The 15,415-nt window shown below is 53.5% G+C and carries 14 protein-coding genes and 1 other annotated feature; all 14 genes read left to right on the forward strand.

Going from position 1 to position 15,415, the window contains the following annotated elements:
- Positions 1-26 precede the first annotated feature (26 nt).
- The 14 genes from sigH to rpsL all read left to right on the forward strand — a co-directional run bounded on the left by sigH (position 27) and on the right by rpsL (position 15,399).
- On the forward strand, positions 27-677 hold the full coding sequence (sigH, locus tag ACFO1S_RS14460) for an RNA polymerase sporulation sigma factor SigH (protein ID WP_204605853.1): 651 nt from the start codon (positions 27-29) through the stop codon (positions 675-677).
- A 467-nt stretch (positions 678-1,144) separates the two neighbouring features.
- Positions 1,145-1,294 (forward strand): 50S ribosomal protein L33, encoded by a 150-nt coding sequence (rpmG, locus tag ACFO1S_RS14465; protein WP_094050645.1) that lies wholly within the window; start codon positions 1,145-1,147, stop codon positions 1,292-1,294.
- 18 nt (positions 1,295-1,312) lie between these two features.
- Positions 1,313-1,522, forward strand: a complete 210-nt coding sequence (secE, locus tag ACFO1S_RS14470; protein WP_204605852.1) for a preprotein translocase subunit SecE — start codon at positions 1,313-1,315, stop codon at positions 1,520-1,522.
- Positions 1,523-1,547: 25 nt separating this feature from the next.
- Complete coding sequence (gene nusG, locus ACFO1S_RS14475) at positions 1,548-2,081, forward strand: transcription termination/antitermination protein NusG (protein ID WP_204605851.1); 534 nt, start codon at positions 1,548-1,550, stop codon at positions 2,079-2,081.
- 86 nt (positions 2,082-2,167) lie between these two features.
- On the forward strand, positions 2,168-2,593 hold the full coding sequence (gene rplK / locus ACFO1S_RS14480; protein WP_144706957.1) for a 50S ribosomal protein L11: 426 nt from the start codon (positions 2,168-2,170) through the stop codon (positions 2,591-2,593).
- Between the two features lie 118 nt (positions 2,594-2,711).
- Positions 2,712-3,404 carry a 50S ribosomal protein L1 gene (gene rplA, locus ACFO1S_RS14485; protein ID WP_204605850.1) on the forward strand — a complete coding sequence of 231 codons (693 nt, stop codon included), beginning with the start codon at positions 2,712-2,714 and terminating at the stop codon, positions 3,402-3,404.
- Between the two features lie 77 nt (positions 3,405-3,481).
- Positions 3,482-3,693: a sequence feature (ribosomal protein L10 leader region), on the forward strand.
- 52 nt (positions 3,694-3,745) lie between these two features.
- Positions 3,746-4,246: a 50S ribosomal protein L10 gene (rplJ, locus tag ACFO1S_RS14490; RefSeq protein WP_204605849.1), complete on the forward strand. Its 501-nt coding sequence runs from the start codon at positions 3,746-3,748 to the stop codon at positions 4,244-4,246.
- A gap of 61 nt (positions 4,247-4,307) precedes the next feature.
- Positions 4,308-4,670: a 50S ribosomal protein L7/L12 gene (gene rplL / locus ACFO1S_RS14495; protein ID WP_204605848.1), complete on the forward strand. Its 363-nt coding sequence runs from the start codon at positions 4,308-4,310 to the stop codon at positions 4,668-4,670.
- Between the two features lie 88 nt (positions 4,671-4,758).
- The gene (locus ACFO1S_RS14500; protein ID WP_378127012.1) at positions 4,759-5,394 is read left to right on the forward strand and encodes a class I SAM-dependent methyltransferase; all 636 of its coding nucleotides are present in this window, start codon (positions 4,759-4,761) and stop codon (positions 5,392-5,394) included.
- A gap of 246 nt (positions 5,395-5,640) precedes the next feature.
- Complete coding sequence (rpoB, locus tag ACFO1S_RS14505) at positions 5,641-9,186, forward strand: DNA-directed RNA polymerase subunit beta (protein WP_204605846.1); 3,546 nt, start codon at positions 5,641-5,643, stop codon at positions 9,184-9,186.
- Between the two features lie 104 nt (positions 9,187-9,290).
- Positions 9,291-12,914 carry a DNA-directed RNA polymerase subunit beta' gene (gene rpoC / locus ACFO1S_RS14510; RefSeq protein WP_204605845.1) on the forward strand — a complete coding sequence of 1,208 codons (3,624 nt, stop codon included), beginning with the start codon at positions 9,291-9,293 and terminating at the stop codon, positions 12,912-12,914.
- A gap of 128 nt (positions 12,915-13,042) precedes the next feature.
- Positions 13,043-13,930, forward strand: coding sequence for an ATP-binding cassette domain-containing protein (locus ACFO1S_RS14515; RefSeq protein WP_204605844.1), 888 nt, complete (start codon positions 13,043-13,045; stop codon positions 13,928-13,930).
- On the forward strand, positions 13,924-14,628 hold the full coding sequence (locus ACFO1S_RS14520; RefSeq protein WP_204605843.1) for a hypothetical protein: 705 nt from the start codon (positions 13,924-13,926) through the stop codon (positions 14,626-14,628). Before ACFO1S_RS14515 ends, ACFO1S_RS14520 begins: the two co-directional genes overlap by 7 nt.
- A gap of 348 nt (positions 14,629-14,976) precedes the next feature.
- Positions 14,977-15,399, forward strand: a complete 423-nt coding sequence (gene rpsL, locus ACFO1S_RS14525) for a 30S ribosomal protein S12 (protein WP_094050634.1) — start codon at positions 14,977-14,979, stop codon at positions 15,397-15,399.
- Positions 15,400-15,415: the final 16 nt, after the last annotated feature.

Here is a 15,415-nt window from a genome sequence, read left to right on the forward strand (position 1 = left end):
CGCCAATGCAGACCGGAGGGATGTTCGTGAGCGTCGACTTGGAGAGGCTGGCAACGCTGGATTACGACCTCAGGGCCGACGAGGACATCGTTGAATTTGTTCGCTTGGGAGACAGCGAGGCGTTGGAATACCTGATTCATAAATACCGCAATTTCGTCCGTGCCAAGGCGCGATCCTACTTCCTGATAGGCGCCGAGCGGGAGGATATCGTTCAGGAAGGCATGATCGGCTTATACAAGGCGATAAGAGACTTCAAGGGCGATAAGCTCGCATCGTTCAAAGCCTTTGCGGAGCTGTGCATCACGCGCCAGATTATTACCGCGATCAAGACGGCCACCCGGCAGAAGCACATTCCGCTTAATTCATACGTTTCGCTGGACAAACCGATCTACGATGAGGATTCCGACCGGACGCTGCTGGACGTCATCTGCGGCTCCAGAGTGTGCGACCCGGAGGAAATGATCATTAATCAAGAGGAGTTTTACGGCCTCGAAGACAAGATGACCGAGATTCTGAGCGATCTCGAACGAAAGGTGCTCATGCTGTATCTGGACGGACGCTCCTATCAGGAGATTGCCGTCGACCTGGATCGTCACGTGAAGTCGATCGACAATGCCTTGCAGCGCGTCAAGCGCAAGCTGGAACGCTATCTGGAGATTCGCGACATAGGCCTTTAGCGCACTCATACATCGAACAGGCAATACACAAGCAGCCATAGCGAAGCTGCTTTTTTTGCGTCTTTTGCCTATTGAAGATTCCGGAACAAGACCCGCAATCCTCTCGGCGCCAGTACGGCGAATATGGGGAGTCGAAGGAACCTGAGGGCCGCCGCTTTGGGCATTTTCGCGAGTATATGAAAAAAAGTTGGATGCCGAAGGTTAAATAGAGCTGGAAATGGAAGAATGGTATTAGGTAGGAACCTACAGTTTTCGTTGACATCGATTTGCCCCTGTGATAAATTATTTTAGTAACCTTAACGTGGTTTCTTATGCGCTGGCTCAGAATCATCGGCGAAACACCAGGAATTGTTGTCTTGATAGCCCGCTATCTGACACGGTTTCAAACTCAGCCTTGGTTCGCCAAGCTGGAGTTTCCGCCGAATGGTTGTATTTTTATGAAGTCTTGGTCCCGGGAGGTGGAAGGGATGCGGGTGATCATCACGCTGGCTTGCACAAGCTGCAAGCAACGGAACTACACGTCGAGCAAGAACAAACGGACTCACGCCGATCGCATCGAGTTGAAGAAGTTCTGCAAATTTTGCAATGAACATACTCCTCATCGCGAAACGCGCTAACTCCTAGGAGGTATGAACGTGACTTTCCTGGCCAAAATGAAACAAAACTTTGGGTCCTTTTTTTCGTTTTTTGCCGACAGCTGGAACGAATTGAAGAAAGTCCGTTGGCCCAACCGGAAAGAGCTCGTCAGCTACACGATCATCGTTATTGTGACCGTGATTCTGGTTACGATCTACTTCTGGGTGCTGGACATCGGTATTTCATCCCTCGTCGATCTCATCATCTGACGTAGGAACCAAAGGTGGCTTTTCCATGGAGAAAAGATGGTATGTAGTGCACACGTACTCCGGGTACGAGAACAAGGTTAAGGCGAACCTGGAGAAACGCGTGGAATCTATGGGTATGCAGGACAAGATCTTTCGCGTCCTCGTGCCTATGGAAGAAGAGATCGTGAACAAGGACGGCAAGAAAAAGACGGTGATGCGTAAAGTGTACCCGGGCTACGTTCTTGTGGAAATGATCCAAACGGACGATTCTTGGTACGTGGTCCGCAATACTCCGGGCGTAACCGGGTTTGTCGGCTCCACCGGATCGGGATCGAAACCGACGGCGCTCCTGCCGGATGAGGTGGAAGGCATTCTGCGTCATATGGGCATGGACGAGCCGAAGCCGGTTATCGATTTCGAGCTGAAAGAGAATGTGCGTGTTAAGGTTGGTCCTTTCGCTAACTTTGTCGGATCGGTGGAAGAAATTCTGCCCGACAAGAGCAAGCTTAAGGTGCATGTCAACATGTTCGGCAGGGAAACCCCGGTTGAGTTGGATTTCACTCAAGTGGAGAAAATATAAGCATCTTTGCGGTATTGGGTTTCTTGCAAGAGCGGGAGGAGTGAAAGCTCCGTTAAACCGCATTATGGGTCTGGGAGGTGTGCAACATGGCAAAGAAGGTCATCAAGCTGGTAAAGTTGCAAGTTAACGCGGGTAAAGCTAACCCTGCGCCGCCGATTGGTCCTGCGCTCGGTCAAGCTGGCGTTAACATCATGCAATTCTGTAAAGAGTTCAATGCTCGTACGGCAGATCAAGCCGGATTGGTTATTCCGGTCGTTATCTCTGTATTTGAGGATCGTTCCTTTACGTTCGAGACGAAGACGCCTCCGGCAGCGGTATTGCTTCGCGTAGCGGCTGGTATCCAAAAAGGATCCGGCGAGCCTAACAAGAAGAAAGTCGCGACTGTGAAACGTGCGAAGGTGCGCGAAATCGCCGAGCAAAAAATGCAAGACTTGAACGCGGCTTCCGTAGAAGCGGCGATGCGTATGGTCGAAGGTACAGCGCGCAGCATGGGCGTTACGATCGAAGACTAAGAGATGGATACGGCGTTCTGCGCGTTCATTCGCGAGTTCGCCAGTGGGAGGAAATCCTGTTATCCCCGCGAGGGGAAGCGGATTGAAACCGTTAAAACCACAAAAGGAGGAGAACAACTTGGCTAAACACGGTAAGAAGTACAATGAGTCCGCTAAGCTGATCGACCGCGACGCGACCTATGAGTCGCTCGAAGCGATCGAGCTGGTCAAGAAAGCGGCCACGGCCAAATTCGACGAAACCGTCGAAGCGGCAGTTCGTCTCGGCGTTGATCCGAGAAAGCAAGACCAAGCAGTGCGCGGCGTAGTCGTCCTGCCTCACGGCACCGGCAAAACGCAACGCGTCCTCGTATTCGCGAAGGGTGAAAAGCTGAAGGAAGCTCAAGCTGCAGGAGCGGACTACGTAGGGGATGCTGATCTCATCAACAAAATCCAACAAGGATGGTTCGAGTTCGACGTCTGCGTCGCGACTCCGGACATGATGGGTGAAGTAGGTAAGCTCGGCCGTATTCTCGGCGGTAAAGGCTTGATGCCTAACCCTAAGGCTGGCACGGTAACGAATGACGTTACGAAAGCCATCCAAGAGATTAAAGCCGGTAAAATCGAATATCGTCTGGACAAAGCCGGACAAATTCACGCTCCGATCGGCAAGGTTTCCTTCGACGCTGCAAAGCTCGACGAGAACCTGAAGGCTCTGATCGACGCGCTGAACCGCGCTAAACCGGCGTCTTCCAAGGGCATTTACCTGAAAAACATCGCGGTTTCGTCCACGATGGGACCAGGCGCTCGCGTTAACGTAGCGGCTTACCGCTAAGCTGACGAAGGTTGAGTCGTTCGACGGTAAGATTTGACTTTGACAACGCTTTGCCGTCATGGTAAGCTAGTCAAGTTGACAAACGAATATGGATACCGTAGACCGTAGGTGCTGGGTGCGAGCGCAATAGGCGGCTTTGGCCGACTATAAGACCGTCACCAAGCTTAATTTCCTACCGAGGTGTGTGAATAGAGCGTTTCTTTTATGCCGAGTGTTCGACATTCGATGCATGGAAGCGAGTCGTGCCATGCCTCCGCAACCGTCTGCGGAGGCATTTTTATGCCTTCGGGAGATTGTGTGACGATAATGCGGTTATATCCAAGACTTAGGAGGTGTACACAATGGCAAATGCGAAAATCATTCAAGCGAAACAGCAGGAAGTGGATGCGATCGCGGCTAAGCTGCGCGAGAGCAGCAGCACTGTTGTGGCGGACTATCGCGGCTTGAACGTAGCTCAAGTTACTTTGCTTCGCAAGCAACTGCGTGAAGCCGGCATTGAATTCCAAGTGTTGAAAAACTCCTTGGTAAGCCGTGCTGCCGCAAGCGCTGATTTGAACGACCTGGATGCCGTTCTGACGGGACCTACCGCCGTTGCTTTCAGCAGCGACGTTATAGCGCCAGCCAAAATTCTGAGCGACTTCGCGAAGAAGAACGATGCATTGAAAATCAAAGGCGCTATCGTCGAAGGACGTTTCGTCGACGCTGCGCAAGTGAAGGCTCTTGCAGATCTTCCTTCGCGCGAAGGCTTGCTGTCTATGTTGCTTAGCGTGCTTCAAGCTCCTGTTCGCAACTTCGCCCTCGCTGTCAAAGCGGTGTCGGAGAAGAACGAAGCGAGCGCGTAATTCAAGACCATTATCAAAAATAAGAAGATCATAACGATCTCAATACATGGAGGAACATCAAATGAGCAAAGAGCAAATCTTGGAAGCCATCAAAGCGATGACTGTTCTCGAACTGAACGACCTGGTTAAAGCAATCGAAGAAGAATTCGGCGTAACGGCTGCAGCTCCTGTAGCGGTAGTCGCTGGCGGCGCTGTTGAAGCGGCTGTTGAGCAAAGCGAATTCGACGTTGTCCTGACGGATGCAGGCGCGTCCAAGATCAACGTTATCAAAGCGGTTCGCGAAATCACGGGTCTGGGCCTCAAAGAAGCAAAAGACCTCGTAGACAACGCTCCAAAACCGATCAAAGAAAAAGTAGCTAAAGAAGAAGCCGACGCAGTTAAAGCTAAGCTTGAAGAAGCTGGCGCTAAAGTAGAAGTAAAATAAGAAGCGGGACCTCACAAACCCCTTGAAGATTTTCTTCGAGGGGTTTGTTCATGCGTAAAGTTGATTATGCTTAAAGAAGGCAGCCTAAATGAAATGCGGGGGAGCTTGGGTGAACGATCATTACTATTCGACGAAGCCTCAATCGGCGAGTAACCGAAGAGCTTTCGAGGCGTCGCACCGCGGCATTCAACTGCGGCTGACGTCGGATGCTGGCGTGTTTTCGCGGGACGGGGTGGACTACGGAAGTCGGGTGCTTATCGAGCACATGGAAATCCCGGAGAATGCGCGGGTGCTGGATATCGGTTGCGGATACGGGCCAATCGGCTTGGTCGCTGCCCGCCTTGCGCCGCAAGGACATGTCAAGCTGATCGATATTAATGAGCGTGCGGTCGAGCTGGCCCGGCTTAATGCGGAAGCCAACGGCATTCACAATGTGTCGTTCGGACAGAGCGACTTGTTCGAAGCCGTTCAGGACGAATCCTTCGACGTTATTCTCTCCAATCCGCCGATTCGAGCGGGCAAAGCGGTCGTGCATCGCCTGTTCGCAGAATCGATCGGTTTCCTTAAGCCGGGAGGAACGCTCTGGGTTATCATTCAGAACAAGCAAGGCGCGGCTTCGGCAAGATCTAAGCTGGAAGAAATTTTTGGCGAGGATGAAGTCTCGGAGATCACTAAGGATAAGGGATTTCGGTTGTATCGCTGCACGAACGCGAAAACGAAATAAAAAATTTGACTTGACTTTTTCACTGTGATATTATAGAGAAATGTCAGTATTAGGATGGGCTAATTGTCTTCAACACGATTGCAGTAAGGCTCCAGTCCTTTTCCCAGGAATAAAATCGTTCAGGCTTGCGTATAATGGGTTTGTTTTGGGGTAAAGGCAGGATGTGTTGCCATTGTGCCGCCAACCGGCGCATAAGTGGCTTTTCTTTGTTTATGTGTTGAAGCAGACTTAAGGGGTGAGGTTAAGTTGGCAGGACATCTTGTTCAGTATGGCCGCCGTACGCGGCGCAGCTACGCCCGCATTAATGAAGTGTTGGACGTTCCGAACCTGATCGAAATCCAGCAGCAATCGTACCAGAAATTTTTGGACGAGGGTTTGCGGGAAATCTTCCAGGATATTTCGCCGATCTCGGATTTCACGGGCAATCTTGTGCTGGAGTTTATCGACTATAGCCTTGGTGAGCCTAAATATTCGGTCGACGAATCGAAGGAGCGCGACGTTACCTTCGCGGCACCGTTACGCGTTAAAGTGCGGTTGCTCAACAAGGAAACCGGCGAGGTGAAGGAGCAGGAAGTGTTCATGGGCGATTTCCCGCTCATGACCGAGACGGGCACGTTCATTATCAACGGTGCGGAACGCGTAATCGTCAGTCAATTGGTGCGCTCCCCGAGTGTCTATTTCAGTACGAAAATAGATAAGAACGGTAAGAAGAATTACACGGCGACGATCATTCCAAATCGCGGAGCATGGCTTGAGTTGGAGACGGACGCTAAGGATATTATATACGTGCGGATCGACCGTACGCGCAAGATTCCGGTAACGGTTCTTCTTCGTGCGCTCGGCTTCGGTACCGACGCAGAGATTTTGGAATTGCTCGGGCAGGACGATTACATTCGCAATACGCTTGAAAAGGACAACACGGATTCTACCGAGAAGGCGCTTATCGAGATTTACGAGCGTCTGCGCCCGGGCGAGCCTCCGACATTGGAGAACGCGCGCAGCTTGCTGATTGCCCGTTTCTTCGATCCGAAGCGTTACGATCTCGCGAATGTCGGCCGCTACAAGGTTAACAAGAAGCTGCACATCAAGAACCGGCTGTTCAATCAACGGCTGGCCGAGACGCTTGTCGATCCGACAACCGGCGAAATTATCGCCGAAGCCGGACAGATGATCGATCGCAGAGTGCTGGATCAAATTCTTCCGATGCTGGAGAAGAACGTCGGCTTCAAGAACTACCGCGTAGCCGGCGGCATCTACGAGACGGAAGACATTCCGCTGCAAGCGATCAATGTGTTCTCGCCGCTTGAAGACGGCAAGGTCGTCAAGCTGATCTCCAACGGGATCATCGACAAGTCGGTCAAAAACATTACGCCTGCGGACATCATATCGTCCGTAAGCTATTTTATGAATTTGCTGCAAAACGTAGGCGATACCGACGATATCGATCACCTCGGTAACCGTCGTCTTCGCTCCGTAGGGGAATTGCTGCAAAACCAATTCCGCATCGGTCTGTCCCGGATGGAAAGAGTCGTTCGGGAACGGATGTCCATTCAGGATCAGAACGCGATTACGCCGCAAGCTCTGATCAATATTCGTCCGGTCATCGCTGCGATCAAGGAGTTCTTCGGATCCTCCCAATTGTCGCAGTTTATGGATCAGACGAACCCGTTGGCCGAGCTTACGCACAAGCGCCGTCTTTCCGCGCTCGGACCGGGCGGTCTGACTCGGGAACGCGCAGGCTTCGAGGTACGGGACGTTCACAACTCGCACTATGGTCGTATGTGTCCGATAGAGACGCCGGAGGGACCGAACATCGGTCTGATCAACTCCCTGTCTTCCTTTGCGAGAATCAACGAATACGGCTTCATCGAAGCTCCGTATCGGAAGGTCGACCCGCATACCAACCGGGTTACCGACGACATCGTCTACATGACTGCGGATGAAGAGTACAACTACATCATCGCGCAAGCGAACGCTAAGTTGAATCCGGACGGCACCTTCGCCGAGGACAACATTATCGTGCGCTACAACAAGCAAGAGGATAACATCCTTACGATGCCGAGCGATCGCGTTGACTATATGGACGTATCCCCTAAGCAAGTCGTGTCCGTCGCGACCGCGATGATTCCGTTCCTTGAGAACGATGACTCCAACCGCGCGCTCATGGGATCGAACATGCAACGTCAAGCCGTGCCTCTGCTTATTCCGGAAGCGCCATTCGTCGGAACGGGAATGGAGCATAAGTCTGCGAAAGACTCCGGGGTATGTATTGTATCCAAATATGACGGTTATATCGAACGAGTTTCTGCCAATGAAATCCAGCTTCGCCGCGTGGAGATCATCGACGGCAAGGAAGTCAAAGGCGATATCGTCAAATACAAGCTGCAGAAGTTCATGCGCTCCAACCAAGGAACATGCATCAACCAGCGTCCGCTCGTGCGTCGCGGCGATGTCATCAAGAAAGGCGACATCATGGCTGACGGTCCTTCCACGGATACGGGCGAGCTGGCACTGGGCCGCAACGTCGTCGTTGCCTTCATGACTTGGGAAGGTTACAACTACGAGGATGCGATTCTGCTCTCCGAGAAGCTGGTACGCGAGGATGTCTACACTTCGATTCACATCGAGGAATACGAATCCGAAGCGCGCGATACGAAGCTCGGACCTGAAGAGATTACCCGCGACATTCCGAACGTCGGCGAGGATGCGCTTCGCAATCTCGACGAGCGCGGCATTATCCGCGTAGGCGCGGAAATCAGCGCTGGCGACATTCTGGTCGGCAAAGTTACTCCGAAAGGGGTCACGGAGCTTACTGCAGAAGAGCGCCTGCTGCACGCCATCTTCGGCGAGAAGGCTCGCGAAGTCCGCGATACCTCGCTGCGCGTGCCTCACGGTACGGATGGGATTGTCGTTGATGTCAAGGTGTTCACGCGCGAGAATGGCGATGAACTGCCGCCGGGCGTTAATCAACTGGTTCGCGCTTATATTGCCCAGAAGCGTAAAATCTCCGAGGGAGATAAAATGGCCGGACGTCACGGAAACAAAGGGGTTATCGCCCGCATTCTGCCTGAAGAGGATATGCCGTTCCTACCGGACGGAACGCCTGTACAAGTCGTTCTTAACCCGCTGGGGGTTCCTTCGCGGATGAACATTGGGCAAGTGCTTGAGGTCCACCTCGGCATGGCGTGTAAGCTTCTTGGCATTCATGCGGCAACGCCGGTATTCGACGGGGCAAGCGAGCATGACGTGTTCGACACGATGGAAGAAGCCGGCATGGCGCGGAATGGCAAATGGCGCCTGCGTGACGGCCGCTCGGGCGAACTGTTCGAACGCGAGGTCACTGTTGGCGTCATGTACATGATCAAGCTCGCGCACATGGTCGACGACAAGATTCATGCCCGTTCCACTGGTCCATACTCGCTCGTTACCCAGCAGCCTCTCGGCGGTAAAGCCCAGTTCGGCGGACAGCGTTTCGGGGAGATGGAAGTATGGGCGCTCGAAGCCTATGGAGCTGCGTATACGCTGCAAGAGATTCTGACCGTGAAATCCGATGATGTCGTCGGACGCGTGAAAACTTACGAATCGATCGTCAAGGGCGAGAATGTGCCTGAACCGGGCGTGCCTGAGTCGTTCAAAGTATTGATCAAGGAGCTCCAAAGCTTGGGTATGGACGTGAAGATCCTGTCCGGAGACGAGCAGGAGATCGAAATGAAAGAAATGGACGACGAGGACGATACGGCGGGAGATAAGCTGAATCTTAACCTTGAGGGTTCTGAAGTCGGCGCCGAATAACCCGATCCTGTAGCTTACGCTGCGTTCCGCACTTGAATGCGCCGGGCCTACGGGACCGTCGTTAAGATCCGAAATCTTAGCAACGATGAAGGAGGGCTTGCTCCTTGTTAGACGTCAATAACTTTGAGTTTATGAAAATTGGCTTGGCTTCGCCTGATAAAATCCGATCCTGGTCGAGAGGCGAGGTCAAAAAGCCGGAAACGATAAACTACCGGACCCTAAAGCCGGAAAAAGAAGGGCTGTTCTGCGAGAAGATTTTCGGTCCGACCAAGGACTGGGAATGTCATTGCGGCAAATACAAGAGAGTGCGCTATAAAGGCGTCGTCTGCGATCGCTGCGGCGTCGAAGTCACTCGCGCGAAGGTTCGCCGCGAACGGATGGGTCACATTGAGCTGGCCGCTCCGGTCTCGCATATCTGGTACTTCAAAGGCATTCCTAGCCGCATGGGTCTGGCGCTGGATATGTCCCCTCGTTCCCTTGAGGAGATTATCTATTTCGCTTCCTATGTCGTAACGGATCCAGGCGACACGCCGCTGGAGAAGAAGCAACTGCTCTCCGAGAAAGAATACCGCAGCTACCGCGACAAGTATGGCTATGCGTTCCATGCTGGTATGGGCGCTGAAGCCGTCAAGAAGCTACTGCAGGACATCGATCTCGACCGCGAGTTGGAGACGTTGAAGGAAGAGCTTCGCACGGCACAAGGCCAACGCCGCAACCGCGCGATCAAGCGTCTGGAGGTCATTGAATCGTTCCGCAATTCCGGCAACCTGCCGGATTGGATGATTCTGGACGTGCTTCCCGTTATTCCTCCCGAGCTTCGTCCGATGGTTCAATTGGACGGCGGCCGGTTTGCGACGAGCGACTTGAATGATCTGTATCGCCGCGTCATCAACCGCAACAACCGTCTGAAGCGCCTGTTGGACCTTGGAGCGCCCGACATTATCGTGCAGAACGAGAAACGGATGCTTCAGGAAGCCGTCGACGCCTTGATCGACAACGGTCGCAGAGGCCGTCCGGTCACTGGCCCGGGCAATCGTCCTTTGAAATCCCTCAGCCATATGCTGAAGGGGAAACAAGGACGTTTCCGTCAGAACCTCCTCGGTAAACGCGTCGACTATTCCGGTCGTTCGGTTATCGTTGTAGGGCCTAGTCTCAGAATGTATCAATGCGGATTGCCGAAGGAAATGGCGCTGGAGCTGTTCAAGCCTTTCGTTATGAAAGAGCTGGTGCTTAAAGGCCTGGCTCACAACATCAAGAGCGCGAAGCGCAAAGTCGAACGCGTCAGCCCGGAAGTCTGGGATGTGCTTGAAGAGGTCATCAAGGAACATCCGGTGCTGCTCAACCGCGCGCCGACGCTTCACAGACTCGGGATTCAAGCGTTTGAACCGATTCTCGTCGAAGGACGCGCCATCAAGCTTCACCCGCTCGTCTGTACGGCGTATAACGCTGACTTCGACGGCGACCAAATGGCAGTTCACGTTCCGTTGTCCGCAGAGGCTCAAGCGGAAGCCCGTTTGCTGATGCTGGCGGCAGGCAACATCCTGAACCCGAAAGACGGCAAGCCTGTCGTTACTCCTTCTCAGGATATGGTACTCGGTTGCTACTATCTGACGATGGACAACAACAAGGCTTATGGTTCCGGTCTTCGCTTCACGAGCGTGAACGAGGCGGTCTCCGCTTACCAGCGCGGCACGGAAGGCATTTCGCTGCATGCCCGCGTCGTCATTCCCGTCAAGGAGCTGAAGAAGAAAACCTTCACTCCGGAGCAACAGGAAGCTTATCTGGTCACGACTATCGGCAAAATCATCTTCAACGAAATTTTCCCGGACACGTTCCCGTACATCAACGAAGCGACGAAGGAAAATCTCGTCAAGGGGACGCCGGATAAATATTTCATTTACGAAAAGGGCGCGGACATCTCGAAATTTATCGAGGATCCAGCCATTCCGGGCGCCGTCGGCAAGGAATATCTGGGGAACATTATCGGCGAATGCTTCCGCATTTACCATACGACCCAGACTTCCGTTATCCTGGATAACATCAAGCAGCTTGGTTTCACGTACTCGACCCGCGCGGGCATTACGATCGGCGTATCCGACGTTATCGTTCCTCAGGAGAAGGAAGATATCCTGAAGAAATCCGAAGAACGGGTTAAAGTGGTCACTACGCAGTATCGTCGCGGCTTGATCACGAACGAAGAACGCCGTGACCGCGTCATTGAAATCTGGAGCAAGACGAAGGACGAGATTACCGACATCCTCATGAAGTCGATGGATCGTTACAACAGCATCATGCTGATGGTCGATTCCAAGGCACGGGGCAACAAATCGCAAATCACCCAGCTGGGCGGTATGCGTGGTCTGATGGCCAACCCGTCCGGTCGAATCATCGAGTTGCCGATCAAATCGAACTTCCGCGAAGGTCTGACGGTATTGGAGTACTTCATCTCCACACACGGAGCGCGTAAAGGTCTTGCCGATACAGCGCTGCGGACCGCCGACTCCGGTTACTTGACTCGTCGTCTCGTCGACGTTGCCCAAGACGTCATCGTCCGCGAGGAAGATTGCGGCACGGACAAGGGCATTACCGTGTCCCGAATCGAAGATGGCAAAGAGGTTATCGAAGACTTGTTCGACCGTATCGAAGGTCGTTACGCCTTCGAAACGATCCGTCATCCAGAGACGAAAGAAATTATCGCCAATCGCAACGATCTGCTCGACACGCCGAAGGCGGAGGAGATCGTTCGTGCGGGCATCAAACAAATCCAAATTCGTTCCGTATTGAGCTGCCGTGCTCGTCATGGCGTATGTAAGCTCTGCTACGGTCGCAACCTGGCAACCGGCAAGAAGGTCGAGATCGGCGAAGCGGTCGGCATTATCGCCGCTCAATCGATCGGCGAGCCGGGAACCCAGCTCACGATGCGGACGTTCCACACCGGCGGTGTTGCCGGAGACGATATTACGCAAGGTTTGCCGCGGATCCAGGAGCTGTTCGAGGCTCGCAATCCGAAGGGCCAAGCGATCATCTCCGAGCTCGACGGCGTCATCAAGGAAATTCGCGAGACTAAGGATCGCCGCGAGATCGAGCTGCAAGGCGGAGCGGAATCCAAAATCTATCCTGTCAGCTACGGTTCGCGTATCCGCGTCGTTCAAGGCCAGCAAGTCGAGGCCGGGGACGAGCTGACGGACGGCTCCATCGATCCGAAGGAGATGCTCAGAATCAAGGGCATTCGCGGCGTGCAGAATTATATTCTGCAAGAGGTGCAGCGCGTTTACCGTAACCAAGGGGTAGAAATCAACGATAAGCACATCGAAGTTATGATCAAGCAGATGCTTCGCAAGATCCGGATCGTTGATCCGGGCGACACGCACCTTCTGCCTGGCGCCTTCGTTGATCTTCATGAATACGAAGCGGCGAACCGCGAAGCGATCCTGTCTGACAAGGAGCCTGCCGTAGCTCGGCCGGTGCTTCTGGGGATCACGAAAGCATCGCTCGAGACCGACTCCTTCCTGTCGGCGGCTTCCTTCCAAGAGACGACTCGCGTTCTCACGGATGCCGCAATTAAAGGAAAAGTCGATCGCCTGCTCGGTCTGAAGGAGAACGTCATTATCGGGAAGCTCATTCCGGCAGGAACGGGAATGGCGCGCTACCGCAACATCAAGGTCGTCTCGCCGTTCGACGAGCCGATGGATGAAGCGGCAGAGCTTGAGCCGGTTGGCGTAGAATAACAGGTTCGACAGTGAGGCGGATACCGGTAACGGTATCCGCTTTTTGAATGCTTTTCCTGTCTGGAGCGAAACAGAGGAGAACGGCTATAATCGGCTGCAAATACGCAGGAATGAAAGGAGACGTCCTGATGGCGAAAGTCCCGCTAGTAAAGCTTGCAGAGGCGAATAGGACATTCGCGGGCCATCGTGTGCTTAACAAGCTGTCGTTGGAAATCGCGCACGGAGAGGTTGTGGCTCTTCTTGGACGCAACGGCTCCGGCAAGAGTACTCTGCTTAAGGCGCTTAGCGGGCTCGACGCTCTAGACGGCGGTACGAGATTGTCGACGGTGCCTCTAAGACGCATCGGCTTCGCCCCGGATCGGTTTCCAAGGCTGCGCTTCTCCGCGAAAGAATACTTGCGCGCAATGGGGAAGATCCGCGGCATGGCTCCGGCGGAGGCGGATCGAAGAATCGACAAGCTGTTCGAGCTGTTTCGGCTTGAAACGACAACAGATGCTCAGCTGAGAGATTACTCGAAAGGAATGCTGCAGAAGGTCAACTTGATGCAGGCGCTGCTGGAGGAGCCCGAGCTGCTCCTGCTCGACGAGCCGCTGTCAGGGCTGGATGCACCGACCCGAACCGAGCTTACGCACATTCTGCTGCTGCTTAAGGAGCAGGGGATGACGATTGTATTCTCAACACACGAGAGGGAGCTCGCGGCGCGGGTAGCGGATCGTGTTGTCCAGTTGCAAGACGGACGCGTTGAACCTATGACCCTCGAAGGGGAGGAGAATTCGCCGAATCGGGTTATCGCATTCAGACTTATGGATGCGGCTGCGCAAGGCTTCTACGCGGCATTCGAAGGTGTGCGCCAGAGATACGAGGGGCAGGGAATATGGATTTGTCATGTCCAAGCTGATCGCGCCGACGATTTCTTGCGGGCGGTTCTGGCAGCGAACGGATCAATTCTCTCCGTTCGGGAAGATTCGACGCGGACGAATGTTAGAGGCGCTGCATACGGGGGTAAGATATGTTAGGCATTATGGCGTTCTCGTTCAGAGATTATGTGCGGTCTTATCGATATATTGGACCGATGCTGGTCTTCGGCCTTGCGCTTTTCTTCATCTACAGCGTTGTACCCAATCCGGTAATGCCAAGCTATTCCTTGACTGCAGCGTTGCTGTTTCTGATTGCTTCATGGCTCGGATTCGGCTACGTCGATGTCCAGGACGAAACTCAGCGCATGATCGGCATGCTTCACGCGGGCGGGCGAACCAGATACGATATCGGAAGAACTGCCGTGATGGTCGTCTGGACGGCAGTTATGTCCGTCATCACGGTCGTCTACCCGATTCTGCTCGGCAAGTTCGACAGGGACCCGTCGATTGGCGAGGCTTTGTTTTCGTTGATCGGCCACGCTGGGCTGGGGATGCTGGGCATAGCGGTTTCCTGCTTGTTTACTTACAGGCTGATAGCCAAGCTCAGCTATGCGATCATCGGACTGATGCTGGTCTCCGCACTCTCATTGGCTGCGGGCGGCATCTCGGAAGCACTGCCCGAATCGCTAGCTTGGCTGTCCTGGCTATTGCCTCCGGTATTCCCGTTGATAGACGCTTTCGATCGCTACGAGAAGCTGACTCTTGCTTACAGAACGGCCGTATTGATCGCGCCATGGGTTTATGGAGCCGCATTGTTCGGGATATTCCATAGACTATCGGCCGTCAAAAAGCTGTAGCAAGCAAGTGGAGGCGATGTCCGCACTGGCAATAATCTAGGTTCTTGACACGCCATTTTTGAAGTGATAATATGTTCTAGTGTGTGCCAGACGTACGTCGTTCTGACGTGCGATGATACGGTGCTGACCTAGACGAAGCGTGAGACATTGGAACGGCTGGCGCAAGCCTGAGCCGCTTGAGAATAGGATTGACGGGTTTGATTCGGTTGACCGCAGCAATGCGGGAATTCCGGTCGGGCCCTTTCTCGTCTCTCAAAATGAACCACCTGGATCTGTGGGCTTTGCAGCAGAGTATCGATACGGTCGTTTATTCATTTCTTTTACCCATCTTGGGAAGGGGGTGGCAGCATGCCAACAATTAACCAGCTCGTTCGTAAAGGACGTCAATCGAAGGTTGTAAAATCCAAGTCGCCAGCGCTGCAAAGAGGGTTCAACGCACTTAAGCGCGTTGAAACGGATCTGAGCGCTCCTCAAAAGCGTGGAGTTTGCACTCGTGTAGGTACGATGACTCCAAAAAAACCGAACTCCGCATTGCGTAAATACGCGCGGGTTCGTCTAACGAACCGTGTCGAGGTGACCGCCTACATCGGGGGAATCGGACACAACCTGCAAGAGCACAGCGTCGTTCTTGTTCGTGGCGGTCGGGTTAAAGACCTTCCGGGTGTACGTTACCACATCGTTCGCGGCGCATTGGATACCGCAGGTGTTAACAACCGGAAGCAAGCTCGTTCCAAATACGGTACGAAAAGACCGAAAGTCAAGAAATCTTAATCCGCGCCAAGCGATT

The organism is Cohnella boryungensis (assembly GCF_042651945.1).
Classification (GTDB): domain Bacteria; phylum Bacillota; class Bacilli; order Paenibacillales; family Paenibacillaceae; genus Cohnella; species Cohnella boryungensis.